The following is a 24,304-nucleotide window of genomic DNA, read 5'->3' as shown; positions in this document are numbered from 1 at the left end:
CCCCTCACTATGTCCCGCCCTTTCAACGCCATGACGGCCACCCCAGGTTGGGCAGGTCACGGTCACATCGCCGGCATCCAATGAGGACTGGGTCTGATCCATCGGGGGGCATTTCGCTTGAGTGTGACTCCCCGCGTCGCAGGAAGGCGATCAGTTGAGGCCAGCGGCGTTCGCGTGCACACTGCTTTTGAACAGTCAGGGTTCGAGGGCCATGGGTACTTCCAAGCCGGGCAAAGATTTAGAACGGGTCACCTTGTCGGTGGGAGAGCACGTTTACACCTCCGAGATCTGGCGGCTCAGTGAAAGCCGTTGGGTTCTTCTCGCTGTCGAGGTCCACGGCGTGGGAGGGCGCTCGGATTTGAGCATCAAAGCGTCGTCGTGCCTCCATGCGTTGGACGCGGGAGAGCGGATTGCGTCTGAGATTCTCAACAACCCCTATGGCTGAATTGGCGTTGGAAGGTTCAATCGACGGAATGGATCCCAAGGACGGCAGATGAGCATTTTGAACGTGTTGCTGAGTGCCGATCACTTGGCTGTGACCGTCGATACCCTTGCGCAAGATGCTCAAACCGGGGCGCACTCAGAGGGCGCCAAGTTGCTTCTGCTGCCTCAGCACAACGCCGTCTTGGCCACGCGTGGGTCGGCCCAGTTCTTCCTAAGAATCTACGAGCTCTGTCTCCAAGCCAGTTTTCGAGCAGACTTCACGATAGAGCGGCTGTCCGGCGAGCTTGGCGGCGTGATTGATCGCCTCTGGCCAAACTACGTGAGCGCGGCGGCAGCCGCTGGCATACCCATCAGCGCTATGCACACCGAGTTGGTTTTGGGCGGCTGGTCGGCGCACGCCCAGCGCATGGTTGCCACCGCTTATGCAAAGTCCGAAGATGGCCGTCCCGCCGTGGTCCAAGCGCTGGTGGGAGGCTTGGCGTCGCCAGGAGAGCCCTTGCGGAATCAGCCAGCAGGCATGGGACGGGCGGAGTTGATGGCAGCAGGACGCTTGCAAGCCGCTTACCTCAACGGCGACAGCGAGCGGCCATTAGCGGGCGGTCGTCTGTTGGCAGCAATTCTCTCAAAGGGCCAAGCAACCGTTCTCGATCTGGGAGGTCTCTAGGGGGCAGGGCAAAGCGTCGATTTGCTCGGCCACGGACCTCAGTCCATGACGCAAGCCAAGCAGAAAGTCCGCATTGGAGCGTTGGCTGGGGAGGCACATGGATGTCGACGATCATGGGCATCAGGTGGGCCCATGCAAGGCGCACCGCGGTGGGATTGGCAGAACTGGCCACCAAAGCCCTGACCGCATACTCCAAGGCATTGGTTTCGCCCTCAGCGTTGGGCAGGCGCCTCTCGCACTCGCTCAGGCGGAGCTCCAACTTGACCAACGCCTCCGTCTCAGCCTTGTGCATACCCCTCCTCCATTGGCTGGCCACCGAATCGCGGTCTGGCAGCAGGGTGGCCCCAAGCTCAAGCGTTGGAAACCGGTGAGCGTTCCGCTTGACTGCACCGTCAATCGGCCCTTTCGGGCCAGCACACAGCGGTCCACTCTTCAATCAAGACTCGCCATGCGCGGGTGGTTAGGTTGGGGGCAAAGCTTTTCCAACCTCGCGCGTGCCACCGCCTAGCGGTTGTCACAGAGCGGGCAAGTGAGCACGGCGGCGCCGTCCAAGTCCAGCAGGCCATGCCCTGGAACCAATCGCAGTTGGCGGCCGCATTCCAGACAAGCGCAACTGATCCGCGTGACCTGCAAGAGCGAGCCGTCGGCCCGCCGCACACCCTCAACCTGATCGATGAAGAAACGTCCAATGTTGGGCATGAAGATGAACAAAAAGCTGAACAGAGCGGAATGCATATGATGCACCGCGACAACCCCACCGGAACCAGATGAGACAATTGGATTCTGAAGAATTCATCTACGGGGTCGTCCGCGCAGTCCGCACGCCAGATACCGCTGTCCGATCCCTCTATTGCCGTCGCAGGAGCATGATAAAGAGGCGGGCTGCACGGCGACAGCCTTAGGCACAGGGAAGTAACCGAGCGGCGCTGTTGGAAAGCGCTGAGCCAGTTCGTTAACCAGCAAAAGGCCAGACCGGCGGCCAGTCGGTTGCGGACCACTGCTGAGGGTGTGTGTCGCGCGTTGCCCTAAAGAGGCCGCCTGCTAGGGGGGCCGATCACGACGATGCCCTGAACTGCCGGGGCGTCACCTAGGGGAGGGGGAGTCACCCCGTTGGGTTCGGCGGCGCCAACTGGGGTCAGCGCCATAGCGGAGATTTTCACGATTGTCGCGTCCATCGGACGCACGGACATCTTGCTAGGGCGAACGTCAAGCGCCAGTGAACGCGCTCGGGTCGACCCGTGCGCGAGGGCTACCCAACTTGGATGGCGGCAAGCGCGTCTTTGGTTGAGAGAGGGCAGCCATAGTGCCACCCTTGGCCAATAGCCTCTGGAGCAATCCGGTAGAGCAGCAAATCTTGCGCCTCTGATTCGACGCCTTCTGCGATGACATCCAGCCCAAGCTCACGTGCGATGCGATACATCCCTGGCAAAACGGGCCGCAGGGGGGAGTCCTCGTTGATAGCGGCCACGAACATGCGATCGATCTTGATTCCTCGAAACGGCGATTGGGCGAGGCGGGAGAAGTTGGCGCTGCCGGTCCCGAAGTCGTCGATCAAGAACCGGTATCCCAGAACTGAGAGGGCCTGCATGTTGCTCTTTGCGGCAGCGGACACGAGTTCTTCCCGCTCGGTGATCTCGATGCGAATTTGCTCTGGCAACACGCCAAAATCGTTGGTGACGCTGCCGATGTAGCGAACGACGCACTCTTGGGCCATGTCCACGGGCTCGGCATTGATGCTTACGTAGAGGTTCCTATGCTCCCTCAGCGCGGGGGCGAGATCATTCATGGCACGGGCCAGCACGTATCGAAAAAGATCAGGACTCAGGCCGAATCGGTGGGCGATGGGCACGAAGATGGCCGGCGGGATTTCATCGTCTCCCGGCGGGCGCCAGCGGCTGAGCGCTTCAAATCCCACGAGCTCCCGCGTGCCAATTCGACGCAGTGGCTGGTAGGCCAGTTCGATCTCGCTGCGCTTCAGTGCAAGCACCAACCGTTGCTGGATGGTTTGCCGAGCCGTGATTTGGTGTTTGATCAGCAAGAACGCGAGCAAAAGCCCTACCGAGGCACCCGCTGACAGGATGGTGGTGAGCAACGCCGAGGGCAGTTCGGACACCACGTGCCTAGGGCTGGTAACGAACGCGCAAACGTCGGCCACCCGGCTGCAATGTTGAGCTTGGACGAGAGACGGGGTGCCGACGCGGCTGGTCGGGGACAAGGTGCGGAATGTAAACGATCGGTCCTTCGTTTCGATGCTGATGGAGCTGCTGCGCGCAGGGTCCAAGCTCTCGAAGGCAGACGGGGAGGACACGGTGAATGTGTCGCCTTGGGCGATCAGATTGGACCCGGTGTAGGGGGAGCCAACGAGATCCGATGCGTGCCAAAGCCGGACAGCGCCGCTGGAGAAGCGTGGGGCGGGGAGGGTGTAGGGGCGCGAGCGCCCCCAGAGAGCGCTGCAGACAAGGCGTCCGTCTCGGATGCGACCGATGTCGTTCATGTAGCTGGAGCGGAACGCGATCTCTTTCAGTGAGTCAATGTCGGTGGCGGAGCAAGGCGGCTGTCCAATGCGAGAGGCTTGTTCGGCCGCGACGCGCCTTGCAAGGGATAAAGCCTCCGAGCGCGTCACCGCGGCTTCCGCCACTGCCTCCGCCCCTTCCTTGTCACGCACGTAGAGGATGGCTTGGGCGACCGCGAGCATCGCCAAGACGCACGCCGCCGTGGCTCCTATTACGGTCAAGACGTAGCGAAGCCGATTTTCTCGAACGCTCAAAGCAACCCCCGATCTGAAACGCGCCATCGCTTCGCTTGGCTTCTCGCCTCATTTACCTTGTTACAGGTTTATCGGCAAGCTTTCCATGAACTTCAGCCCCAGCTCCACTGGCTTGCAAGCCTTGATCGAACAACCATGCATCTGCGTCTGAACTGTACAGCAGCAGGCCGTGAGCCCGGCGATCGCCAGCATGGCCACCCAGGACCTGCTGGTGGCAGCGCAGCTCCAGGCTCGATACCTCAACGCCAGCATGGGGCGGACCGTCGCCGGCGGACGGTTGCTATTGGGCTTTTTGAAGCCTGGCCAGGCGGTGGTCAAAGACTTGGGCCCGATTTAGCCCTGCCAATTTGGTCACTCGGACCGTTCAACGCAATGCCCCAGTCGAGCGCCGGCTGACGGGCAAGTGCAGCCGCGCCTGCAGCGTGATTGGGCTTTTCTCCCAATTTTTAGCTTTAGTCAAAATAACCCCCTTGTGGGTTTCGCGTGCCGGTGTATCCCAAACGTATGGCGTTCGCGATGCGTGCGTCTGACACCGACCAACGAAACGAAAGGGGGGAAGATGTTCATTGGATTCAGACTGACGACGCGGCTTGTCGTCAACGCCGTGGTTGTCCTGGTGCTGGCGCGATTGCTGTTTATGGGCATGGACGGCTTGGACCGGTTTTCCGACACGTGGAACCGCACCTTTGGGGCGAGCATGCCCAACGCCAGCGGGTTGCGCGGCGCCGTCAACGGCGCACGCCAGGTTGTCCCGTCTGGGTTGGACGAGTATGCGCGCCAGGCCGAACGGGACGCGGCCCAAAGCACCTCGCTGATGGACGTGTTTGCCAGCGTGTTCGGACGCGTGAAAAACGAGGAGGTCATGTTGCCCTCCACCATCAATTCCGCTGGAGGGGAGGGCTCGATCTATGACCGCTATGACCATTGATTTTGAGTGGCTGTCCATCCTCTCCGGGTGGTCCTTGCTCAACGACAGCGCGGCGCTGCTGCGCACCCCCGGCCAACGCTGGGCGGGCTTGGAGGGATTGCTCATCGGCTACGGCCTCATCGCTGGACAGTGGTTCGTCCTGGCCACCATGGCAGGGGCGCTGGCATGACCACCGTGGGCGCGGTGTTGGCCGCCGTCCTGGCTGCAGCGTTCCTGGCCACCGTGTTGGGCCTGGCTGGCATCTTCTGGGTCAATGCACGGCACGCCAGCGGGGCGCTTCGTGTGCGTTACCGCTTGCGTGCCCAAATCCTGGCTGGGCTAGTGCTGGCGTGGGTGCTCACCCTGGCGAGGCTGTCCACGTGAGCCGGCCACCTTACGTGCAGATGGCCGTTCGCGTGCCACAGGAGCTGAAAGACCGGCTGGAACAGGCGGCAGCCCGGGAGGGGCTGCATGTCAGCGAGATGGTTCGCTTGTTGCTTTGTGAGGGATTGGCGCGCCGTGCGGCGATCAACGGGCAGGGGTCTTCACGATCCGGTGGTTTCGCAGCGGCCGAATAAAGTTGGCCGGTGTGGACTTGTCCAACGGTTGGGCGCGCACTTGGTATTGCCCGCTCTCGCACAAGCGCAACAGCTCAGCTTCGTCGTGGATCTCGCGCTGGCCATCCTTGGTGTTGCCCATTTTGGCCACCCGGAACGCCACGTTTCCCGTGTCTCGGTCCCTCATCCGCACCGGGACGATCACCCTTCCATCGTGGCGAACCAGGTGGAAGGCTCGGGCAAAACGGTCGCCGTTGGACGCCCTAGCTGGTGAAATCGGGTCAGGCGGCGTGGCACGCTGGATCGGTGCCGGTGCCGGTGCCGGTGCCGGTGCCGGTGCCGGGCGAGGCGGAGCTGAGAGGGGCTGCGCTGGGGCCTTGTGACCCAACGCTTGGCGCGCCAGCTGCTTCTTGCGGCCCGGTTCGGTGGCGGTGTCACCGTCGATCCAGGCTTGAAAGGTCCCGTTGGCCGGGCTGGGGTGCGACGCAAACACCCATGTCCGGCGTTGGGCGCTGAAGGCTACCTCGTTGATTTCTCGGAAGTCGTTGAATTGCTGGCGCATGAGCGCCTTGACCCCCTTCATGTAGGCATCGGTGGTCCCCAACAAGACCACGCGCTCCACACTGTCAGGCAACGGGTCCAGGTGGCGTGCCACGCATGTTTTCATGGCTTCCAAAGGCAACGACGAACGAATGGCCTTGGGCATGATGGTGCCACTGCTGACCAGCTTGCCGTTGTCCATCACCGACAACCCGCAGCGTACCAAGGAGGCGGCGCCCATGTGGCGGCTTTCGGCGGTCAGGGCGTCGTTGATCGTTTGCCCACCCAGATCGATCCCAAGCTCGTGCAACACGGCTGCGAGGCGAGGGCGCATAGCACCCGCGAATGCGACCCCATCGAAGCTCCCGTGTTGGGCGGCGGCAATTTGGGTGGCCCCCTTGGAAAACCCCAGGACCAAGGCTTTAGGGACGCTGGTTCCCCAGTAGCCGGGATTGGCACGGAGGTGCCAGCCTCCCTCTACACGCACATCAAGTCCTGGTGCATGGCATGCGCGGCACGCCTGCCAGCCGTGGTGAGTTGTCATGGGGCCTCCGCATGATCCTTGAAGGCCCATACAGTTAAAGCACGTGCGAGCGGTATGCAAGAGCTTTCTGTCGGCTAAATGTGGCGGAAAAATGGGATGGCATGGGATGGCGTGCAATAGCTGCATGGCAGCACGGTGTGGAGTAGCCTGACACCATCATACGAAGGTCAATGGCATGGATGATCCGGCTGAGTTGAACATGGAAGCGTGGCCGGCTGAGGTGGCCTTCGTGCCCTACGTCGGCCGCGGCTACTGGAAGGGAGTTGAAGGGCGCCGCGTCTTGCTACTGGGCGAGTCCCACTACCGGGAGGCTGGGTGGACCGACGATCCCGTCGTCACTCGTCCTTTCACCCGTGAAACGTTTGGCGACATGCAGACTTGCAACAGGAAAGGCGGTGGCAAGTTCTTTGATGAGCTGGATCGCCTGCTGACTGATCAAAGCAGCCCAAATGTTGTGGATGCCGCCCACGCCTGGCAGCACGTTGCATTTTGCAACTTGTCCCAGCGCTTTGCCGGCACGAGAGCTGGACACCGTCCGTCAGGAACCGACTTCAGTCAAGGCGGGAAGTGGTTGGTAGAGGTGATCCTCCCTCTGCTCCGGCCAGAGGTGATCCTGGTGCTCGGCCGCACCGCTTGGCGAATGTTCGATCACGGGAAGCGGTCGGACCAGCCTACCTTCCATGCTCGCCATGCGAACTCAGAGGGCAGGAGGCGGCGCTATCTGGAGGAGCGCCACGTATGGTCTCTCGATTATGGCAACGGGGGGCGTGGATGACTTGGGTCTACCATCCATCTTGGAACGTAGATTGCTGGGAAGATCGTGCCGCAGCTCTGAGGCATCTTTTGAAATACGCGAATGAAGGGCAAAGGATATGACGCACAATTCGTTGAAGGATGCGATCCGCGATGCGCTGGAGCCGCGTGCTGCCACGCGGCAGCCCACGGCGTTGGACATCGCACAGGAGGCCAGAGAGGCCAAGGCCAGCCTGGAATCGAACATGTCCTGCATGGCCCGCATCACTGTTCCCGCCGGCAGCGAGCGTCACCGGGTGGCTTTCCAACTGTTGAGGGCCTCGATGGACTACGGGCGTGCGTTGCTGTTCCTGTTGGAAACCCATCCCATCGATCTTCCAGCGGTGGCCTTGGCAATGCACCGCTCCCAGATTGAGCAATTCCTGCGCGCGGTGTTTGTCCAGTTCCTTGCCGACGACGAACAGCTGGCGGACTTTCTCCAGGAAGATCGGGGCCCTCGAAGGAAAAACGAGAAAGGAAAGTGGGTGGCTATTGCCCTCAAAGACCTGGCCGCGGACGTGGAGCAGGCCATTGCACGCATCGGGCAGGACGATGAGCCTCAGAAGCTGGCTCGGACGGTGACCAATTCGTGGGACCCTCTTTGCGGGCTGGTCCATGGCGGGAAGGCCATTCGCGTGATGTATCAAGATCCCAATGGACAGATCGGAGCGCACGTGCCGGCGGCCATTCTGTTTCAGACCACCGTCAACGCGGTGGCCACCACCAACTTGTGCGTCATTGCAGCACTGACGGCGGTTGGGGTTGGGGCCTTTGAGGAAAGCCCCGTTGTTGAGCAGTGCGCCAGCGGGATGTTGCACTACATGCAACGGAGGAAAGCCCGCATGGAAGAGCTGGCCTGGCCGCCTTAAAGGACCGGACGCGTATTGTCGCGCCGCTCTGTATCCCCACCAACGATCGCTGGCAGGGAGAGTTGCAATCGGAGGTCTGCGAATCCTCGGTTTAGGCGGCGTGCCTTCTGTCCAAGGGATTCCCAGGTTGAGTCTGCGGCGTCGAATGGAGGCTTTTCGTTGAGGATCAGCTGGGCCGATGCCTTGAATCTCTCAAGAAGTGCTGCTTCATGCCCCGGTGGGTCCAGTTCAACGCGGTTGCGGGCCTCCGCTGCGTTGAGCTCCAGCATGTTCAGTTCGATCAGCGCGGCCATGGCAATGGCGGACCGGGTGGGCTCCGTCCTATTGCGGCGGCAGAGGTGGGTGATCCATGTCCACATGGGGTCGATTCGTCCTTGTTCGCCGATGTCCTAGTCCTTGGTGGGCGACAACACTTGTTCGATGAGTGCGTTGCGCTTCTTCGACGGCAGCTCACCCAAAGCGCCCAGCAGTTCGGCAAAACGTTCCTGCTGAGCCGCGCTCTGCTCCCCCAAAGCCAAGATCGCATCGGCCATCGCCGGGCTGGTCGCCAAGAGATAGGCCGGGGGCACTTCCAAGGCCTGGGCCAGCTCGAAGAGGGCTTCCAGGCTGATCGACATGCCCTCGGATTCATACCGAGAGATGCGGGCCGACGCTGCGTCCTTGTCCATCCCCATCCGCACTCCGACCTCGCGTTGGCTAAGGCCCCGCAGGACGCGGGCTTGGCGCAAACGCGCGGCCACCACGGCTCGGGGAGCGGGCGGGGCAGAGGTCACTGGCTGAACGGATGCAATGCAGGCATGCGGACAGGATGACCCAGAGGCTACGCCCCGGGTAGACTCTACGTGGCACGTAAGTTGGCTGCAAGGTCCCAAATCAATCGGTGGGAACAGGGGGTTCCATGAAGGGAGTTAGAAGGGCCGTGCTGACCGGGGCGTTTGCCCTGACTGCGGCGGCTGGAGCGCAGGCGCAATCGGGGGCCGGATCGGATCTGCTTCGCCAGATCGGCCGAGCCATCCAAGGCTCGCCCAAGGTGGTCGGCGATAGGACGCGGAGCCCTTACCTCGAGCCGGCCGGGACTTACTGGGATCTGGACCAGGATGGCTTGGAAGGGATTCAGCACCTGCGGGCCGGGGTGACGGCTGTCGGGGGTGGGGGCGTGGACACCTGCGACATGCAGTTGCTCGCCATGGCCCATTCGACCTATCGCATCGACGCCGACAAACGCCAATGGTGCCTGAGGCAGTGGTGGCTGATGGACACGAAGGCCCAGGGCGCCAACGGCGTCTCGGGCAATGATCCGGCCGCCATCGAGCGCCGTTATGGGCCGGCTTTCGACGCGCGCCTGCAGCGCTTCAAGGGCATCCGGCGGTTCGCCCTTCGTCCCACGTTCCAAGCCCTGGGCGATGTCACCTATCGGGCCGACCGTGGCGTGCTGGAAGGGTTCATCCCGATGCCTCAGGTGTCCGCGGCGGGACAAAGCGTCACCGGCAAGGGCTTTGTGCCGTGGGTTCACCGCACCTCCACGGGGGGGGGCAGCCCACCCAACGCCGGCCGCTTCCACCTGCTGGTCCGAATGGACACCCAAGAGGCCGCCAATCTCGCACGACAAGGTCGCAGCTACCGAGACGATCTGGTGGTGTTCTCCGTCAACCGGGTCTGGGTGGAGGGCACGGTGCCGAAGATGGACGTGACGATAGAGAAGGTTCGGCTCGGATACCGCGACGAAACCATCGACGTTGATTTGACCCATACGCAAGGAGCTCCGGCATGAAAGCATCCCTCGTTTCCTTCGCCCTGATCACCGCAGGGTTGGCCGCCTGTAGCAGCAAGGCGGATTTGCCCACCATCGAACAGGTCGCCCAAGCTTACGAGGCGCATGCCAATGCCAACCTCTCCAGCGAAATGGGCCAACGAATCGAGGTTCGGGGTTGGAAAGACCTCACCGCGGATTGCACGCCCAGCGGCCCCCAGCGGGCCACGTGCGTGACCGGTGGACCGTTGGACGTGGTCGGGTTCCAGGGCGGGCAGCAGTTGAAGCCCGATCCCGTTCCCGTGCCTTCGGCCTACGACTTCATCTTCGAGAAGCAACCCACCGGCTGGGTGCCGGCCGGAGCCCAGAAGAAGGGCTGACCTTGCCAAGGCTAGGAATCGCGTTATGCATTGAGGGAACACCCATCTAAGGAGGTCCCATGTCTTACAACGCTCACCACACCCCGGGCGGTCACATGCAGTGGGGCTTGCTGGCACCGGCCACCGTCATCCTTGGGGGCGCGGGCCTGCTGTTTCTTGCCGGGGCCCAAGAGATCGGCCAGAACGTGGGCTACGGCTGGCAGGCCGGGTTGGTTGCTGCGGGTGGGGCGGCCGTGCTGCTCCTGCTGGCCTTGCTCTACGTGTTGAACTGGCGAGCGGCCCGTGTGCGCGCGGCAAGGGCCAGCGGGCTCCTGGTTTCGCCACGCAAAGGTGGCTTTGGAAAGGGAGCCCTGGTGGGATTGCTCTTCGTCGTTGCCCTGCAGTTGGTCAGCGTCGCGATCGGCTTGCTCTACCCGGGCCTGGAAGAGGGCGAGCGAAACTTCTTCACCTCCGTGCCCCCGATGGCTCTGACGGCGCTCATGCCCGTGGCGCTGATCGTGGGTGGCATCGCAGGCAAGCTGTGGCGCTCCACCAGCCTGTAAGATCAAATCCATGTCCTTTGGGGCCCCCGCGAGGGGGCCTTTTTTGTGCAAAGAGCAAAGCCCAGAGCCACCGCCGGTCGCTTCGCGCCGGCTTCTGTAAAAGCGGTGGTGGGAAAAGAGCAGATGACGCCTTCGGCGCGAGAAGTGATGTTAGGAAAAACTGCGGCCTTAGCCCCGCAGTTTTTACTTTTAGTCAAGATTTTGTCCGCTACAACCGTGGACAAATTTACAGGGCGATCTACCTTGAATTTGTGGATAGGCAATCGCGCCTTCCGAAAACCATCAAGGAAATCAACATGAAAATCCATCACCTCGTTAGCGATGGAAACCAAGCGGTCGCTATCACTGAAGCTGCGTCGAGTGGGGGTGGGCACTACATGCACCCGGTGAAGCTCTCCGCCATTCGCTTCAACGTGAAAGATGCTGAAGCGGCGCTTGGCGAGCTCAACAGGTCTGGCCACCGTCATGAGAAGTCGTTCGAAGTGATCGAGCGTTGGGACGTCGATGCTCGCAACCAGGGGCCAAAGTCAAAGTTCGGTCGAACCCTTGCCGCCCTTGTGGACGAAGCGCGGGATCACCTGGAGGGGCAGGTGATCTACGAAGCCAAAGGCATGGAAGAGGGCACCGTGCGTGCGATCAACGCCGCGGCGAAGCAGGCCAGGCTTTCGCAGGTCCTTCCTGCTGCAGGCGGTCCGAGCATGGTCATCGGTGGGCAGGTCTGGAACCCACGGCAAGAGGCGCACAGCGAAGCTCCGGCGGCTGTTCTCGAAGCTCCCCGTCAGCGCGTGCGCCTGTAACCGCCGATCACCCACCAGCAAAAATCAGGAGATTCGACATGAACGTTCAAATTGCGGAAGCCATGAACAAAGCCAAAGACGACGCGGACCGTTACGGAATCCTTGCAGGGTTCGCCTCCTGCAACCGGGCCCTGCTTGAGAAGGGGGCCGCGCAAGAACTGGTGGACGCCTTGTATTTCGCCGGCGCTGCGATCAACCGTTGGCGTGCCATCGCGGTGGTTCGAGAGGCGGCCGCCAAGCCGTTGGACGCGGCGTCCTAAGCCGGAGCGCGACGTGCTTCAACCTGTCCCTTCCCCAAAACTTGTCACCCTTCCGTCCTCCCGTGGCTACTCCCGTGATTTGGAGCGCTTGCAGGCGGCCGCCGCACGCGCGCAGGTCACGCGCAACGAAGCCGTGCGCCAAGTCCTCGCCATGTATGCCGCCAAACCTTACCCACTGAGCAAGCGTCGGCTGGGTGGGGAACGGGACGTGCGGCTGGCCTACCTTCCGCTGCAGCGCAGCGTCTTGGAGGCGGTGGAGCACGGCGCGGTGAACGCGGGCATTTCCACCGCAGAAGCGGTGCGCCAGATCATCCGTGACTACGTCGAAGGACAGCTGATACGGAACCACGTTCGGGGCAGCCACCATGGCTGACCGCCGCCCACCACCGGCTGGAAGCCCGAGCGCTGAGCTGATTCACGCGTGCGTCGAAGGAAGCCTTTTGGGCGTTCTACAGGCCCTGCGGCAGGGCGCCAACGCCAACGCGTGGCGTCTCAACGAAGGCCCCGCGCTCCATTCCGCACTTGCCTGGCCCCGCATCGTCGAAGCCCTCCTGCAAGCTGGGGCGCACCCTCAAGAGAGGAACCACTGGTGCGAGCGCCCGTTGGAAAAGCTGGCGGCGGACTACCAGTTGAGCGACGACCCCGACGAGCGCAGCCGATTTGAGCAGACGGCGTTGCTGCTGTTGCGGCTGGGCGGCAACCCTCACCGAGGCAGCCCGTTCTGGAACACGCCATCGCTGAAGGCGGCGATGCCGCACGTGGTGGCCAGGGTGGAAGCCGAACAACGCGCGATCCACCTGGAACAGGCGTGGGCAGCCCGGGGAAGTGTCGGTGCAAAGCGGGCAAGGCTGTAGAGCCAACGGCCCAGCGCCGCCACCGGTCGCTGCGCGCCGGTTTCTGTAAAAGCAGGGGTGGAAAAGAGCAGGTGACGCCTTCGGCGCGAGAAGTGATGTTAGGAATAACTGCGGTCTTAGCTCCGCAGTTCTAGAAATTAGTCAAGATTTTGTCCACTGCAACCGTGGACAAATCTCTAGGGCGATCTACCTTGGGATCAGGAAGAACGCAACGCTTTTTCCACCGACTGGAACCGCCGACATGACCCTTTCTCTTCTCGCCATCGCCGCCCCCATCGCCCTTCCACTTAGCGTTTGGTTGGCACAGCGCCTTGAAAGCTGTATCGACCGCGCCCTCTGGGCGCACTGAGGAAAACGCCATGAGCTCGCGTGCCGCCCGCCACCGCTATTACGCATACGAGCGCCGCGATGGCTCTGTGTGTTACCTGCCAAAACTGTTGCACGAGGGAATTCAGCGCTACCCACGAACGATCGCGCACTACCACCTGGTGCAGTGGCTAGGGGTGTCCAAGTTGCTCAGCAGCGACGAATACAAACAGTTGGCATGGCTGGGCGCGAACCGTCCGATGGTCAGGCAAGCTGATGTTGCTTAGACACTCAGCTGCGCGGCGAATTTACTCCCCCATTTACAATCTGGACCCTATGAAAATTCTTCACATTGCCACAGATGGAAATCAAGTCTTCGCTATCGCTGAAGTAAGGGCGATGTGCGAGGATCGCGGTATTCCAGTCTTCCTTTCCCTCATTCGTTTTGACTTGTCGAGAGGAGAGGAGGTGCTCAAGGAGCTCCTTAAGACCGGCTATCTCTCTCTATCCAATGCGTGGGAGTTTGAGGAAAGGTTGGGGCGAGCCAGTCACCGATACGCAAAGACGTTTGAAGTCCGTGCGAGCCACTTCGCCGACTATCGCTACCAAGGCCCTCGTTCACGCTAAGGCAAAGCGATGGCTGAATTCGTCCATGACATCGGCTGGAACTTGAAGGATTCAGTCGTGCATGAAGTCAAGAGTGACTACTCGTGTGATATCCGCGCCTTCACAGAGGAGGCCGCTCGTCGAGCACATCAAGCTCGCCTGGATGAAGTGCTTTCAGAGGGTGTGCAGTTCCCTCAGTCGCGTGTGCGCCTCTAATGCCAAGCAGACCGGAATACGTCTCACCGTCTGACACAGCGGAAGGGCAAAATGGCTCCATGACCCATGAAGCCCCTCCATCCATCCTCCACGCCCCGGCCTACGGCCTGCTGCTCGGCCGGACCGAGTGCCATTTCTGCCACGCCTCGACCCCCACCGCCGCGGTCTGGGTGCCCTCGTTCGAGGAGCACGACGACGAAGGTATGGCAGATCAGGGGGACGGTGCCTTGTTGCGCTACATCGAGCGTTTGGACGAGAACACTGCCGCTTTCGTGGCGGGCCACGCGGCCTGGCTTCGCTTCGACGCCACCCGGACGTCAGGGCAAACCTACTTGGCCCACCATTGCACCACCTGCGGGGCCCTTCAAGGGGACCACTTCGTGTTTTCGCCGGATGGTCCCTACTGGCCCCAAGACGATGTCCAACTTGCGTCTCTTCGCTTCATCCGAGGTTTGGGCCCGCTCACCGCTCAAGCATCGGCAGGCCAGAGCGCGTGGATGGACCGGGTCCCTGTGGCCTGCACCCAGGCCTGACGGCATTCCCAAGTTCAACCCTGAATCGGTGTGCCGTTCACGGCACGTCATCAAGCTTCATGCGCTCCGCGCGGCCCCATCTCCCGGCTCCTCCGGTCAAGGGCCATTCCAGGGCCCGTGTCCTCGCTGCGCTGCGGGCCGCGCCAGCCCTTCCATTTCCTCCCTTGACCGCGCCGAGCGGTGGGGCGGTGGGTTTCCCATTCCAGGACATCCCGACCGGATGCCCTGGGCGGGCCATCACTTACCAAGCGAGGAACAACATGTTCGAGCCTTCCGACCTCATCCATTCTTACACCCGCGCCCAGGCAATCGAGGACGGCGTCCTGGTGGACGTGTCCGATGTGGCCAAAGAAGCCGGCTTCAAGCTTCCCGTGACCATCACCCGCGCTGCGTGGTCTCGCTACGTGGAAGTGCCCAGAGGGTTGGAACTGCGCGGCCAGTCGGTGGACGGCCGGCTCTGGGACGTGCTTTTCATGCTCCACGTGGCCATCAAGCGGCAGCAGGGCAACGGTTCGGAGATCCACTACCAGCTCCACGTGGCTCTGCCCGACGCCGGCGACTGGTTGTCGAACGAAGCCCACCCGGCGACCGGGTCGGGCCTGACGCGGTCGACCCATCGCCAGATCACCTTGAAAGCGCTGTGCGGGCCCGGGGACGCCTTGGAACCGGTGGTCAGCATCATGCTGCCCAACGAGGATTGAGAAGGGAGGGGGCAGGACACCGGCCCTCATCGTTTTCCCGTGCTGGTCCCGCCGCTACCATGGTGGGATGACAGGGGAGGGGTAGGGGATGGAGAAGTTCAGCTGGAAATTGATTCCGTTGGCGCAGAGCGAGAAGCTGGGACCGCTGGTGCCTGACGCACTTCCTATCCTGCTGCGATGGGCCAAGGAAGGCGATGACCACACCTACACCGATCTGGCGCGTGAGCTCCACGACCGCAACGGCCATTCCATCAAGCACGTCCTGAACTACGGGCGGGTGGCAGGTGGGGTGGCGCAAGCCATCGAATGGTTGAGCAAGCAATGGGGGGAGCCCATTCCTCCCTTGCATGCCATCGTGATCAACAAGAACAAGGGAGTTCCGGGCGATGGGGCGGTGACCATCGTTCCGGCGTATTTCGATGGCAAGCCCATGGCGACCGAAGAAGATCGCAAGGCGCAGTTTGAAGAAGCCAAGCAGGATGTCTTCACTTACCCACACTGGGACAGGGTTGCCCGCGCCTTGGGCGCCCCCGTTGTGGAGCCTGATGCTGGAGAGAAGCCTCAGAACGAGGCGCAGCGCGTCATCCCGCTCCCCAAGGTCCAGCAGGGAGGCGGCCCAGAGAGCGCCAAACATCAAGCCCTCAAGCGCTGGGTGGCCAACCATCCGGAAGAGTTCATGGACTACGGCGACTTCACCGCGGGCACGAACGAGAAGCTCTTGAGCTCCGGTGATCGGTTGGATGCCCACTTCGACAACGGCAAGCACCGTCTAGCCGTTGAGGTGAAGACCAGCCGGTGCAGCGAAGACGAACTCCAGCGAGGCGTATACCAAGCGGTGAAATACCGCGCCGTTCTCCGGGCCGAGCAGAAGGCCATCCGCCACGTGCCCAACGGGGAGGCGGTGCTGGTGTCCACGCGCGCTCCGAACGCGGAAACCCGTGCGCTCATCAAGCGGCTGCAGGTGCGTTTCCAGCAGGTGCCGCTGGAGGCGGAGCAAGAATGAAGCCTGAGGAACTGGAACAACGTATTCGCCAAATCGATGGATTCGTTCGGGTGCTCACGCAGGAGTGCCACATCCTCGACGAGCGCCGGCACATTTTGTCCCCACTCATTCAAGACCCCGCGATCCAGGCAGGGCTCAAAGCCAAACTGGATAAGACCCCCGGCGCCAATGCGTGGAACCACTTGGCTCCGCTTCTTGGGCAAGACCTGGTGCGCGATCAGTCTCGGCTTTTCCTCGACAACCATTGGCGGTCCGGTAGCCTGACCAACCTCTGGCGAAAGCTTCAAGCAGATCCCGCGATCAGGGAGCACTACCGGGAGCGCTACGGTCGCATCTTCGATCACTTCCACGACGAACCGATCAGTGACCTGCCGCCCGAAAGCTCGGCTGTTTTCCAGGAGAAGTTCAGACAGAACGATCGGGACGAGAACTACTCGCGCTTCGATAGTGGCTGGGAAAGGGTCTCCAATGAAATGGTGATCCTTTCGGCTGATCCCGTAGCAGCGAAAATCAAGACCCTCCGGGACAAGCACCATGCCCACCTGGAAATGCGCAAGCTGGACGAGGAGCCTGGCGCGTTTGACATCAACACGCTTGGGTTGACCTTCAATGAGGTCTTGGCTTTTGGCGATCGCTGTCAGGCCATCGTGGCAGAGCTGGGGCTGCTGCTGACCGGGACCAGCTGGGATCCACAGCAATACGCATCGGTTCACGAAGCCCAGGGCAAGGCGATGTGGAAAACCTTGGCTGGGGTTTGACTTCGAGGCACAACAGCGAAGAGCCCAGAAGCCGCCGCAGGTGGCCAAGCCACCTGCCTTCTGGAAAGCACGCTTGGTGCGAGGGCATCGCCTCCGGTCGGTTTTGGAAATCCGAAGCTTTGCCACTTCCAACGTGAGGGATGCCCCCGCCTTCTTTGCCGTCAAGGGCACTTGAATTCAAAGCCCACCCAGTCGCTCGCTCCCAGGTCTTGCCAGTAGAACCGCGCGCCTGGACCCACGACGCTGCACGAGCAAGCCGCCGGCCAAACCGCGGTGCCTGGGTGGTTGACGAAGCCGTAACCTGGCATCGGAGTCAAGTTGGCGCGCAGCGCGTAGACACAGGCTTCCAAAGCCGGTGTTGGGCGGGTCACGCCAGGTGGCTCTGGCGTAAACGTGGGGGTGTCGTTCGTTTCGTATTGCCAAGTGCAGGCCAACGAGGTGGCTTGAAGCTCGGCCAGGGTCCGGGGAGCGTTGCAGAAGATCGCCCAGCCGTAGTGCCCTCCGTCTCCCCACGAATGCCAAGATCGCCCGGTGTATTCGGGAAACGTCGGCGGTGGTGCGTTGGGGGGGCATGTAATGGCCTCGTTGCGACGAACCCCAGTCTCCGCCCAATTTGTCCAAGTGGTGAACGTCGGGCTGGGCAGCGACCACGTGGTGGCCGGGCAGTTGTATGACCCGGTCCTCGTCCGCCGCTGTTCGGTCTGCCATGTGTGCGATCCACTCTGGCCCGCCGGGCAAGCGGCTGCCGTGGTGACCCACTGGGTTTCGGCTTGTGGGAAAGGCGCTGGGCAAGCCGTGCAGGTGGTATTGGTTTGCGTCCAGGCGTTCCACGAGCCGGTGCCCGTGCATGAGAAGATCCGCTGCTGGCCGATCGCGCCAAACTGACCGGCAGGGCATCCAACGTTGCGCGTTTCGGGAGCAGGGCACGGCGTGCAGGTGCTGTTGGTCGTGGTCCAACTGCCGGCCGTCGTGGAGCCAGCCCACGCCTCGTAAACGCTCGGATCGGTTCCGCAGTGGTGACGGCGGCTCTGGAACACCTGGCCCACTTGGCCCAATGGGCAGTTGATGGTTCGGTTCTCGCTCCACTCCTGACACGGCGGCACCGTGCTTGTCGGCGGCGGCGTGACCGGCGGTGAAGTGGGCGGGGCCGGAGGCGTCACGCTCACAGGGGGAGCGGGCGGAGTGGTCGGTGGGGGTGTAGCGGGTGGGGCGCTAGGCGGCGGGGCGGATGGAGGCGACACCGGCGTGGAAGGTGGCACCGGCCCCACGGGCCCCACCGGGAATCCCACGGGCGGAGAGCCGGGTGGAGTGGCCGGAGGTGTTGCTGGCGGCAATACTAGAGGCGATCCGGTCCACTCGCCTCCCAACAATCCGCTGTGGTAGACGAAGACCACGCGCGATTTGTCCGCACACGTGCGGCTCAGCAATCCGACGTCGAGCTGGCCGCCGGTGTTTCGAATCACCGACACGTCCGACACCTGCGCGTCCCACACCCCGCTCGCGTTGGCCGCGACCAGGGCCACGCACGCTTGACGATCAAGGCCGGCGTAGCTGACGGAGAACGAATCCCCGAAGCGTTCGACGGTGTAAGGCTGGATGTTCACCGCGCCGCCCCACGCGTTGGTCAAGACGCTTTCCCCGACGCCGAGTTGGGATTCAGGGGCCAAGCCATCGACCACCACGGCCGTGGTGCTCACCACGCGGAACGTCCCCACCATCCCAAAACTGCTTTCAACACGACGGGACAGCTCGCGCAGGTTGCGCGTCTCACTGGCCACCTTGGCCTTTGCATCGACCTGCCCGAAGAACAGGAACATCGCGCCCGTGGCGGCGGTCACAACGCCCAGCGCCAGCAAGGCCTCGGTGAGGGTGAAGCCCAGCGCGCTGCGCACGCCTTTTGAAAGGCGGGTGAGGGTGAGCGAACAGCGGGGGCGGGTTGTGTGCGTCATGCATTCAGCATGCGATGCACCTTGGATTCCGCAAGTCCCTGTTTTTAGTCAAAAAAAGTTGGATTTTTCATCTTGACATTGCTTGGCGGTCTAGTTGCATGGGGTTAAGGGAGTGGGGTGACCTACTCACGAAAGCCGTTCTAAATAACCCAAGAGACCGCCGCCATGATTGAAAGCCCCACCCGCTCGGCCCGCCCCATTGCTGGCCTTCCCTTCGTGCACATCCCACCCACGGCTCCCGCGTTCCTGCCCGAAGGCAAGCTTCGCCGGCAAGCCCGTCTGGCCCGCCAACAACGCCACTTCGAACGCCAACTGCGGAAGGAGCTGAAATGGAATTGACCGCCCACCGGCTTGCAGAACGACTGTTACAGGCCATCGAGCACTGCAACCCTTGGGCGCTGAAAGAAGCCATCGCGGCTGTCCGCGAGGCGCGCCTGGAGGCTTGGAGGGGCCTATCGGCCTTCCCTTCCTTGGACCATCCGGTGGGACCCAACGGGATTACCGTTTTCCACGTCGCCTGCATGGCGTGGCACGTGAACCAGGACCACCCACACAAACGGCAGTGCTACGACAAAATGGCCGGAATCCTGGCCGAAGCCGGGGCGGACGTGTTCGCGGAGTTTGGTCCGACAAAGCAACGCTGGACGATCATTGAAGCACTGCATGGCGCCACGCCACCGTCTGTAAAGGCATGGATGGCCTCCCAGCCGTTCGATTTGCATTGCTCGCCTTCAAACGTCGCCCACACGCTGCGGTGGGACTGCCGTCGTCCAGTCGCCTCGCTGGAAGAATAGAAAAGAATCCAAGGCCTGAACGGCCCGAAAGGGTTGCAAAAACATGCACTTGCGCAGCGGTGGCGTCGGGGTAGAGTCAGGAGCAACCCCTATCTACTCACGAAAGGATGCCGTATGCGCTTGTGCAACTTCTCACTCAAGGGTGGTGTCGGCCGCACGACGCTGGCCCTGAATCTTGCCGGGTGCTATGCCCGTGACCCCAGCCTGCGTGTGTTGGTCAACGACCGGGACCCCCAAGGCGGAGCCTGTGCGTTTGCCTCACTGTCGGACGAAACACCGTTCAGTGTTGGGCGCTCGCGCTCCCCTGGCTTCGATGTGGAGATCACCGACACTCCACCACGCCTGCCGGACAACGAAGTGATCCCCGAGGCCGATCTCTACCTGGTGCCCACGTTGCTCGATGGGGCCAGCTTTCTCATCTTTCTGCGAACCGTGGATGTTCTTGAAAAGAAGGGAAAGCGCTACCTGCCCATCGCCAACCGGGCCAACGAGAAGCGGGCAGCCCATCGACGCCGCCTGGAGCACCCCAAGATGTCGGGTGCCATCCTGGTGCGGGATCGTGCGTTGTTTGCGGACTGCTACGAGGAGGGAAAAACCGTGTTCGACGCCAACGGCCGCTGGGCCCGGGTGGCGCAGGAGGAGATCCACGCCCTGGCTGTCCGGGTGCGCGATACCTTGGCCGCTGGTGCAGGCCGGAGGGCTGCGGCATGATGGAGCTTCCACTCATTCCCTTGGCTGACTTACCCATGGCCACTCGCAAACCTGTCAAGAAGGCCGCGGCCAAGAAGGCCCCAAAGCGCACGCTGGACGACGTCAAGAACGTCACCCATGCCAAGGCGTCGCGCAGCAGCACAAAGGCCGAGCCGGCGATCGGACGCATCCCCGAGCACATCATGCTTGGGCCCGGGGACTACCCAGAGCGAAAGTCCTACTTTGACTACGACGACAGCCAGCGGGCGGGCACGGTGGGTGGCAAGCGGGTCCACATGGTTATGCCCCGGTCGGTCACCCTGCACGATTACCGGCGGCGGGAAGATGGACTGCGTCACCACCGGGCCATGGTGACCATCCCTCCGAAGCTGCGCGAGAACATCGCCAAGCTGTTCGGCTACGAGGATTCCGAGGACGCGGGCCGGGAAATGGCCCTGACCACCGCGATGGTCGCCCTGGCGGACTATGCCGCTGCGACGCTCATCAAAGAGAAGACCCTGTTGGTAGTGAGTTCGCCGGCAGATGAGCATGCGGAGGAGCGGAAGGCTGCCCGAGTGGCAGTGCGGAATCGTGGTAAGGCCACGAACGGAAAGATCTACTGACTCTTGCTCCGGCCGAGAGGGGGACACGCATGCTTCCCGATTCACTTCTGGAGGAGCTTCGGAGCGCCGGGGAGGGTTCGACCCTGGACTACAAGGCCGAGCGCTACAAGTTTGCGAAAGCTTCGGAGGACGAAAAGTCCGAGATGTTGAAAGACATCCTGGCGATGGCCAACGCTCAACGTGGCGGAGAGGCTTACATCTTGCTGGGGTTCAAGGAGAATCCACCTTATCCAGCAGAAGTGGTGGGGTTGCCCGCCAATGGCGCGATCGACGATTCACGGGTCCAGCAGTTCGTCAACGAGAAGCTGGAGAGCAAGCTCAGCTTTCAGTATGGGGAGCAACTCTTCGACGGCAAGCACATCGCGGTCATCACCATCCCCAAGCAGTCACGGCCGTTCTACGTCACCAAGACCTACGGCAAGGTAGAAGCCAACACGGTCTACCTGCGTCGCGGCAGCTCGACCGGAATTGCCACCCCGCGCGAGATCTACCGGATGGGGGTTGCCGATCAATCGAAAGGCGAGGCGCTGTTCGACCTGCTGGTGCTTGACCAGGACAACCGCCCACTGGGCGATCACTTTGAACGGGCGTTCCTGACCTTCGACGAACTGCCGGATTACCGGCGGGAGCAACCTTCGGCGTTCATGGCGGCTCCCAACTTCAACCGGGAAAATCGCCACTACTGGAGGGAAGGAGCGGACTACCTTCAATCGAAGAACTGCCTCATCCGCATTCGACTGGCCCTGACCAATCGCTCCACTTTCGCCCTGACCGACGCCAAACTCGAAGTCACCTGGACCAACGACGGGGGGCAGCCGTTCAAGATGTTGACCGCCGACGACTTGACGGATCTGCCGGCCGAGGAATGGAACATCCGGCCCTCGTTCTCTGGCGACAACCGAACCGAAGTGGACGAGGAAGGACCCGAGCCGCTCTATCTGTCACTGCTGGGAACTGTCCGCCCGGGTGAGACGCGGCGTGTGGGGGAAGACCTGGCATTCCTTCCGATGAAGCCCGGTGCATACACCATGAAGGTCAGGGTGTTGGCGAACGAAATTTCCCAGCCCGGCACGAGCGAACGTGTGCTGACGGTTGATGGCGAATGCCAGCATCTGAGCATTGAGGAGTTGTTGGAGCGCCTGGATGACGACGAAGAGCAGAGCGACGGCGACTAGCGCCGTGTGGTCGTATCGTCAGGCCTGTATGGGCGGCCCTTCGGCGCCCAAGGAGGTAAAGGGCTTCCGCGCCGCCACCCAACGCCCTGCCAGCTCGTCCACGTCCGCCTGAAGAGCGTCGCGCTCCCCTGGCAAGTAAGGCCGCAACCGGCCAGCGTCCACGTCCTCGTCTCGCCTTGCCAACCGACGGCGGGCGTCCAGCCACCGCTGTTTCGTTTCCTCCTCCCGGGCGGCCTGGCGCTTGGCTCGCATCCGAACCGCGCTGGCCTTGGTGCTGAATGCCAAGGGGCTGCCTTCCCGATGGGAGGGCCAAGGTTTCTCATGCGGGAAAGTCCGCCGGCGGCGCACTTGATGGAAGCTGGGGTAGCGCACCCGCCAGCTGTCCTGCCATGTTCGATCGCCGTCGGCGGCGCTGCCTTCGGCCAGGTCTACGACCAACCCATTATGGTCGATGAGCTGCCAGACGGCAGTCTGAAAAACTTCCTCCGACACGTCGAACCCAACCACCTCTTTGTGTTCCAGCCACCGGGCCCGGTGGACCTGGCGCAGCAGAACGGCAGCACCGTTGCGTGAGGGTTGATCGCGTTGGGCCAGCGGCCAGCCCACGAACCATCCGCCCCCATGGCGTTCTACGTAAGCGAGGAACCGGGGGTGCTTCCAGCGCTCCTGAAGGTGGGCGAGGACGGTTGAAGGCTTAGCGTAGTGGCCTGCGGAGGTCAGGTGGTTGTCCGAGCGTTTGAGCACCTTGAGGCGTTCTTCCTTCAGTGCGTCGAGTTGTGTCGCGGGCACCCGCCCTGCCAGCTCTTCCCAGGCCAGCAGGTCACGAGCGCCACGTTCGACCGCACACGCCTTGCAGGCCATCCGCAGGTTTGACGGTTCGACGGGGCCGCCCTGGTTGAACGGAACGAGGGGTGAAAGCACCCACGACTGCCGCCGGCTCAGGTCGATGGGCGAGCAGCAGAACGCACAAGTCGGGTTGTCTTGTCGCCGCAGCAGGTCGAGCGCCCACCGGGGGGTATCAGCGGCACGGGCGCGGTGCTTCGCCAAAACGCGGGAAGCGAATGAACCGAATTCGTCAATGCTCATGGGCGGGTCTCCGGTGAACGGTAGTGCGGAGAACACCACGACGGTTAGCGGGTGTAAGGCGACGAACAAACCCCCTCACTGGATTGACTAAAACGATAAGGCGCGCGGACTTCCTAACCACGTTTCGGTTTGTAAGGGTGACTGTTCCCGTGTGACTAAAGCGATCCCCTCGGTGCATCAGGCAGCTCCCTTCTGGTTTGACTAAAACGATTGCCTCACCGGTTTCCTCGTTCAACACCGAAGGGTTGTGAACGCCATTGGAGAGGGTTGGCCAGCAAGAGGCATCGGGTGGCCGAGCGAACGCAACTGTCTGTCCGTGCGAGGGGCGACGGAGGGCGAGAGGGGTAGGGGAGCGCGGAGAGGTGGAAGGCATGGCTTGAACGTGGGGAGAGATGAATCGGTTGGGGGATGCACTACCAATACCTCTGCAATGGCGAACCGCAAGGGGTGGCGAAAAGCAACGGCAACAGCTCCTCGTCGGTTGAAGCGGTGTCGGCCCAGGCACCGAAGCAGAAGCCTGGAGGGTGTCCTGGACTCGTCATACACATGACGCACTGAAGTGGGAGTGCGTTTTTCGCCCAAGAATCGCTGTAACGCCTGCCGAAACCTCAATGCAATCAAGGCCTGGCCATGTCACCACCGAATGGAGACAGTGTCAGTGCTTGTTAGCTCGTTTGGCCCATGTTTTTCAGGCTCATGACGTGGGGCCTTGCCAACTCCGAGATTCGCGGTATCGGTGGAGTAATCCCGAAACGGAGTTACTCGACCAATGGCGTTCGTTCGTCAAAACGTAAACCTCGACCGTGGGCAGCTGAAACTTGCTCAGCGGCTTGCCCGTGAATCGGGCAGTGGGTTCAGCGCTTACGTGCGAGAGGCGCTGGAGCGACACAACACCGCCACGTCAGTGGTGAGCGTGTTGGAGAACTCCAGCGCTCACTTGGAGCAGCTCATCGACGAGCTGCGGGAAGAGAACGCGCTGTTCCGGAGTGCGCTCCAGGAGGACCTGCGGCGGCTGCGAGACGAAACGAAGGCGGCGCAGGACAGCGCCATCCAGCGCTACGAAGAAGCGCTTCGCAAGGTGGTGACGGCGGCCCTCTCGCAACCCTCTCCCAAAGGTTCTGGTGCGGCCAAGGTGCCCGCAGCCGGACCCATGACTGCTCCACGCACCTAACTTTCCCCCACAGCAGGAGATCCATC

At 62.2% G+C, this 24,304-nt stretch carries 33 protein-coding genes; 27 read left to right on the top strand and 6 right to left on the bottom strand.

Going from position 1 to position 24,304, the window contains the following annotated elements; translation table 11 throughout:
• The first annotated feature begins 211 nt into the window (after window positions 1–211).
• From ACZK29_RS13585 to ACZK29_RS13575, 3 genes are all read left to right on the top strand, one after another.
• Window positions 212–445: a hypothetical protein gene (locus ACZK29_RS13585; RefSeq protein WP_106468504.1), complete on the top strand. Its 234-nt coding sequence runs from the start codon at window positions 212–214 to the stop codon at window positions 443–445.
• Window positions 446–493: 48 nt separating this feature from the next.
• A complete protein-coding gene (locus ACZK29_RS13580; protein WP_032971128.1) occupies window positions 494–1,108 on the top strand; it encodes a hypothetical protein in 615 nt (204 codons plus the stop codon).
• A 564-nt stretch (window positions 1,109–1,672) separates the two neighbouring features.
• A complete protein-coding gene (locus tag ACZK29_RS13575) occupies window positions 1,673–1,879 on the top strand; it encodes a hypothetical protein (protein ID WP_153643642.1) in 207 nt (68 codons plus the stop codon).
• 478 nt (window positions 1,880–2,357) lie between these two features.
• Here ACZK29_RS13575 and ACZK29_RS13570 read toward each other — a convergent pair whose 3' ends face one another.
• On the bottom strand, window positions 2,358–3,803 hold the full coding sequence (locus ACZK29_RS13570; RefSeq protein ID WP_046272226.1) for an EAL domain-containing protein: 1,446 nt from the start codon (window positions 3,801–3,803) through the stop codon (window positions 2,358–2,360).
• Between the two features lie 241 nt (window positions 3,804–4,044).
• Here ACZK29_RS13570 and ACZK29_RS13565 point away from each other — a divergent pair, with 241 nt between their 5' ends.
• From ACZK29_RS13565 to ACZK29_RS13550, 4 genes are all read left to right on the top strand, one after another.
• Window positions 4,045–4,212 carry a hypothetical protein gene (locus ACZK29_RS13565; RefSeq protein WP_153643641.1) on the top strand — a complete coding sequence of 56 codons (168 nt, stop codon included), beginning with the start codon at window positions 4,045–4,047 and terminating at the stop codon, window positions 4,210–4,212.
• A gap of 222 nt (window positions 4,213–4,434) precedes the next feature.
• Window positions 4,435–4,803, top strand: coding sequence for a hypothetical protein (locus ACZK29_RS13560; protein ID WP_046272124.1), 369 nt, complete (start codon window positions 4,435–4,437; stop codon window positions 4,801–4,803).
• On the top strand, window positions 4,784–4,972 hold the full coding sequence (locus tag ACZK29_RS13555; RefSeq protein ID WP_152663647.1) for a hypothetical protein: 189 nt from the start codon (window positions 4,784–4,786) through the stop codon (window positions 4,970–4,972). The genes ACZK29_RS13560 and ACZK29_RS13555 overlap by 20 nt, the downstream gene beginning before the upstream one ends.
• Entirely contained in the window at window positions 4,969–5,166 is a 198-nt protein-coding gene (locus ACZK29_RS13550; protein WP_046272122.1) for a hypothetical protein, read from the top strand. The genes ACZK29_RS13555 and ACZK29_RS13550 overlap by 4 nt, the downstream gene beginning before the upstream one ends.
• Before the next feature lie 144 nt (window positions 5,167–5,310).
• Here ACZK29_RS13550 and ACZK29_RS13545 read toward each other — a convergent pair whose 3' ends face one another.
• On the bottom strand, window positions 5,311–6,423 hold the full coding sequence (locus tag ACZK29_RS13545; protein ID WP_478446158.1) for a hypothetical protein: 1,113 nt from the start codon (window positions 6,421–6,423) through the stop codon (window positions 5,311–5,313).
• 175 nt (window positions 6,424–6,598) lie between these two features.
• On the opposite strand from ACZK29_RS13545, the gene ACZK29_RS13540 reads away from it, so the two are divergent.
• Window positions 6,599–7,198: a uracil-DNA glycosylase family protein gene (locus tag ACZK29_RS13540; RefSeq protein ID WP_223224643.1), complete on the top strand. Its 600-nt coding sequence runs from the start codon at window positions 6,599–6,601 to the stop codon at window positions 7,196–7,198.
• 97 nt (window positions 7,199–7,295) lie between these two features.
• On the top strand, window positions 7,296–8,084 hold the full coding sequence (locus ACZK29_RS13535) for a DUF6988 family protein (protein ID WP_049429066.1): 789 nt from the start codon (window positions 7,296–7,298) through the stop codon (window positions 8,082–8,084).
• On the opposite strand, the gene ACZK29_RS13530 is transcribed toward ACZK29_RS13535, so the two are convergent.
• Complete coding sequence (locus tag ACZK29_RS13530; protein WP_139338755.1) at window positions 8,081–8,377, bottom strand: hypothetical protein; 297 nt, start codon at window positions 8,375–8,377, stop codon at window positions 8,081–8,083. The genes ACZK29_RS13535 and ACZK29_RS13530 overlap by 4 nt on opposite strands.
• A gap of 96 nt (window positions 8,378–8,473) precedes the next feature.
• The gene (locus ACZK29_RS13525) at window positions 8,474–8,752 is read right to left on the bottom strand and encodes a helix-turn-helix domain-containing protein (RefSeq protein ID WP_478420486.1); all 279 of its coding nucleotides are present in this window, start codon (window positions 8,750–8,752) and stop codon (window positions 8,474–8,476) included.
• Window positions 8,753–8,982: 230 nt separating this feature from the next.
• Between ACZK29_RS13525 and ACZK29_RS13520 the strand changes: the two genes are divergently transcribed.
• From ACZK29_RS13520 to ACZK29_RS13460, 13 genes are all read left to right on the top strand, one after another.
• Entirely contained in the window at window positions 8,983–9,855 is an 873-nt protein-coding gene (locus ACZK29_RS13520; protein ID WP_049402599.1) for a hypothetical protein, read from the top strand.
• A complete protein-coding gene (locus ACZK29_RS13515; protein ID WP_164106457.1) occupies window positions 9,852–10,214 on the top strand; it encodes a hypothetical protein in 363 nt (120 codons plus the stop codon). Before ACZK29_RS13520 ends, ACZK29_RS13515 begins: the two co-directional genes overlap by 4 nt.
• Before the next feature lie 59 nt (window positions 10,215–10,273).
• Window positions 10,274–10,756, top strand: a complete 483-nt coding sequence (locus tag ACZK29_RS13510) for a hypothetical protein (protein WP_049402597.1) — start codon at window positions 10,274–10,276, stop codon at window positions 10,754–10,756.
• Between the two features lie 296 nt (window positions 10,757–11,052).
• Complete coding sequence (locus ACZK29_RS13505) at window positions 11,053–11,553, top strand: hypothetical protein (RefSeq protein ID WP_049402596.1); 501 nt, start codon at window positions 11,053–11,055, stop codon at window positions 11,551–11,553.
• Window positions 11,554–11,591: 38 nt separating this feature from the next.
• Window positions 11,592–11,813, top strand: coding sequence for a hypothetical protein (locus ACZK29_RS13500; RefSeq protein ID WP_024956690.1), 222 nt, complete (start codon window positions 11,592–11,594; stop codon window positions 11,811–11,813).
• A 13-nt stretch (window positions 11,814–11,826) separates the two neighbouring features.
• Window positions 11,827–12,186, top strand: coding sequence for a hypothetical protein (locus ACZK29_RS13495; RefSeq protein ID WP_139338756.1), 360 nt, complete (start codon window positions 11,827–11,829; stop codon window positions 12,184–12,186).
• Window positions 12,179–12,667 (top strand): hypothetical protein, encoded by a 489-nt coding sequence (locus tag ACZK29_RS13490; RefSeq protein ID WP_139338757.1) that lies wholly within the window; start codon window positions 12,179–12,181, stop codon window positions 12,665–12,667. The genes ACZK29_RS13495 and ACZK29_RS13490 overlap by 8 nt, the downstream gene beginning before the upstream one ends.
• A gap of 359 nt (window positions 12,668–13,026) precedes the next feature.
• Window positions 13,027–13,260, top strand: coding sequence for a hypothetical protein (locus ACZK29_RS13485; RefSeq protein WP_049402593.1), 234 nt, complete (start codon window positions 13,027–13,029; stop codon window positions 13,258–13,260).
• A gap of 349 nt (window positions 13,261–13,609) precedes the next feature.
• Window positions 13,610–13,795, top strand: coding sequence for a hypothetical protein (locus ACZK29_RS13480; protein ID WP_049402591.1), 186 nt, complete (start codon window positions 13,610–13,612; stop codon window positions 13,793–13,795).
• A 59-nt stretch (window positions 13,796–13,854) separates the two neighbouring features.
• Window positions 13,855–14,328 (top strand): hypothetical protein, encoded by a 474-nt coding sequence (locus ACZK29_RS13475; protein WP_049402590.1) that lies wholly within the window; start codon window positions 13,855–13,857, stop codon window positions 14,326–14,328.
• Window positions 14,329–14,588: 260 nt separating this feature from the next.
• Window positions 14,589–15,029 carry a DUF6573 family protein gene (locus ACZK29_RS13470; protein ID WP_049402589.1) on the top strand — a complete coding sequence of 147 codons (441 nt, stop codon included), beginning with the start codon at window positions 14,589–14,591 and terminating at the stop codon, window positions 15,027–15,029.
• A gap of 88 nt (window positions 15,030–15,117) precedes the next feature.
• A complete protein-coding gene (locus tag ACZK29_RS13465; protein ID WP_049402588.1) occupies window positions 15,118–16,032 on the top strand; it encodes a hypothetical protein in 915 nt (304 codons plus the stop codon).
• A complete protein-coding gene (locus ACZK29_RS13460) occupies window positions 16,029–16,790 on the top strand; it encodes an AbiU2 domain-containing protein (RefSeq protein WP_080355003.1) in 762 nt (253 codons plus the stop codon). Before ACZK29_RS13465 ends, ACZK29_RS13460 begins: the two co-directional genes overlap by 4 nt.
• 161 nt (window positions 16,791–16,951) lie before the next feature.
• Here the strand turns inward: ACZK29_RS13460 and ACZK29_RS13455 are convergent, their stop codons facing one another.
• Window positions 16,952–18,739 (bottom strand): type 4 pilus major pilin, encoded by a 1,788-nt coding sequence (locus tag ACZK29_RS13455; protein WP_197602926.1) that lies wholly within the window; start codon window positions 18,737–18,739, stop codon window positions 16,952–16,954.
• 329 nt (window positions 18,740–19,068) lie between these two features.
• Between ACZK29_RS13455 and ACZK29_RS13450 the strand changes: the two genes are divergently transcribed.
• From ACZK29_RS13450 to ACZK29_RS13435, 4 genes are all read left to right on the top strand, one after another.
• The gene (locus ACZK29_RS13450) at window positions 19,069–19,533 is read left to right on the top strand and encodes a hypothetical protein (protein ID WP_049402586.1); all 465 of its coding nucleotides are present in this window, start codon (window positions 19,069–19,071) and stop codon (window positions 19,531–19,533) included.
• Between the two features lie 114 nt (window positions 19,534–19,647).
• The gene (locus tag ACZK29_RS13445) at window positions 19,648–20,244 is read left to right on the top strand and encodes a ParA family protein (RefSeq protein WP_049402585.1); all 597 of its coding nucleotides are present in this window, start codon (window positions 19,648–19,650) and stop codon (window positions 20,242–20,244) included.
• On the top strand, window positions 20,241–20,846 hold the full coding sequence (locus ACZK29_RS13440) for a hypothetical protein (protein WP_049402584.1): 606 nt from the start codon (window positions 20,241–20,243) through the stop codon (window positions 20,844–20,846). The genes ACZK29_RS13445 and ACZK29_RS13440 overlap by 4 nt, the downstream gene beginning before the upstream one ends.
• Before the next feature lie 29 nt (window positions 20,847–20,875).
• On the top strand, window positions 20,876–22,021 hold the full coding sequence (locus tag ACZK29_RS13435; RefSeq protein ID WP_478446157.1) for an AlbA family DNA-binding domain-containing protein: 1,146 nt from the start codon (window positions 20,876–20,878) through the stop codon (window positions 22,019–22,021).
• An 18-nt stretch (window positions 22,022–22,039) separates the two neighbouring features.
• Here ACZK29_RS13435 and ACZK29_RS13430 read toward each other — a convergent pair whose 3' ends face one another.
• Window positions 22,040–23,107 carry a hypothetical protein gene (locus ACZK29_RS13430; RefSeq protein WP_099550969.1) on the bottom strand — a complete coding sequence of 356 codons (1,068 nt, stop codon included), beginning with the start codon at window positions 23,105–23,107 and terminating at the stop codon, window positions 22,040–22,042.
• 769 nt (window positions 23,108–23,876) lie between these two features.
• Between ACZK29_RS13430 and ACZK29_RS13425 the strand changes: the two genes are divergently transcribed.
• The gene (locus ACZK29_RS13425; protein WP_049402581.1) at window positions 23,877–24,278 is read left to right on the top strand and encodes a hypothetical protein; all 402 of its coding nucleotides are present in this window, start codon (window positions 23,877–23,879) and stop codon (window positions 24,276–24,278) included.
• Window positions 24,279–24,304: the final 26 nt, after the last annotated feature.

The sequence above is a fragment of the Stenotrophomonas sp. 89682_Sma genome, assembly GCF_056481405.1.
Note: the sequence above shows the minus strand (reverse complement) of the source record. Positions and strands in the feature narration are given on the sequence as shown.